The organism is Streptomyces sp. NPDC003691, assembly GCF_053981115.1.
Genome location: NZ_JBSFNQ010000223.1, coordinates 1 through 1,624 on the forward strand (window position 1 = coordinate 1; position 1,624 = coordinate 1,624).

1 protein-coding gene is annotated in these 1,624 nt (G+C 67.1%); it reads right to left on the bottom strand.

Features of this window, described 5'->3' with window-relative positions:
• Window positions 1–1,624, bottom strand: a 1,624-nt coding sequence (locus ACWDR0_RS34850; RefSeq protein WP_456355844.1) for a non-ribosomal peptide synthetase, incomplete at both ends; no start/stop codon positions are given.

Below are 1,624 nucleotides of genomic sequence, written 5' to 3' on the forward strand. Positions count from 1 at the left end.
CGTGCCAGCCCGGCACCCGCCACATACAGCTCACCCGCAACACCCACCGGCACCGGCTCAAGACGCCCGTCCAGAACATAAAGCCGGGTGTTCGCGACCGGACGGCCGAACGGCACCGCACCCGGCCGGTCCGGATCCACGTCGGAAGCCGCGACCATCACCGTCGCCTCGGTCGGACCGTAGGTGTTCACCAGCCGCCGGCCTGACGACCACACCCGCGCCGCCGACTCACCAATCGCCTCAGCACCTACCAGCAGCGTTTCCACCCGCCCGAGAACTGCCGGATCGATCACCCCGAGCAGCGACGGCACGACCGATGCCGTAGTGATTCCTTCCAGCTCCGCCAGCCGCGACGGCTCCTCCCGCTGTTCCTCCGACGCAATCCACAACGCCGCACCCGACGACAGCGCCACCGCCACATCCAGCACCGACGCATCGAATCCGAAGGAGGCGAACTGCAACACCCCGGCACCAGGGCCCGCACCCATCACCGGACCGAACACCGACACCAGATTCACCAACGAACCGTGCGCAACCGCCACACCCTTCGGAACACCCGAAGAACCCGACGTATAAATCACATACGCCAACCCTGAGGAATCAACCGGTACGCCCTTGCCAACCGGTTCGCATGCAGCAGACTCCGCTAGCTCCTCCGGACCTATCAGAATCGCCGCACCGGAGTCGGCGAGCATGAACTCCTGCCGCTCCACCGGCAGCGAACCATCCACCGGCAGATAAGCCGCCCCCGCCTTCCACACCCCCAAAATGCCGACCACCATCTCGGCTCCCCGGCCCAGGCGCAGGCCCACCACCGACTCCACACCCACACCACGACCCCGCAGATACGAAGCCAACCGACCCGCCGCCGCATCCAACTCACCGTAAGAAATACGCACCCCATCAGCCACCACCGCAACCCCACCCGGATCAGCAGCCACCCACCCCTCGAACAACCCCAACACCGACGACGACAACACCCCGCCCACAACCGCCGTGTCATTCCACTCACTCAGCACCCGGGCCCGCTCGCCCTCACCCAGCACATCCACCTCATGCACCCGCACCCCAGGCTCCGCGGTGACTACGCGCAGAGTTCGGGAGAACCAGCTTGCGAGCCGATCGACGGTCGTCATGTCGAAGAGGTCCGCCGACGCGACCAGCGCACCGCGCAAGCCCGCGGGACGGCCGTCCTCGTCGTAGACCTCCGACAGCGAAACGTCCAGGTCGAACCGGGCCGCCAGGAGCGAGTTGTCCAGCGGGGGGCTTCCGGCGTTCACGTCCGGCAGGTCCAGTACCGCGCGATCGGTGTTCTGGAGGGTGAGCATGATCTGGAAGAGGGGGTGCCGGGCCAGGGAACGTACCGGGGCCAGCTCCTCCACCAGCTTCTCGAACGGCACATCCTGATGCGCCAGGGCACCAAGACCCGCCTCCCGCACCCGCCCCAGCACCTCCCGGAACTCCGGATCACCGGACAGGTCCGTCCGGATGACCAGCGTGTTCACGAAGAAGCCCACCAGATCGTCCAGCGCCTCATCCGTACGGCCCGCAACCGCCGAACCCACCGGCACATCCAGCCCCGCACCCAACCGCGACAACAACACCGCCAACGCCGCCTGCAACA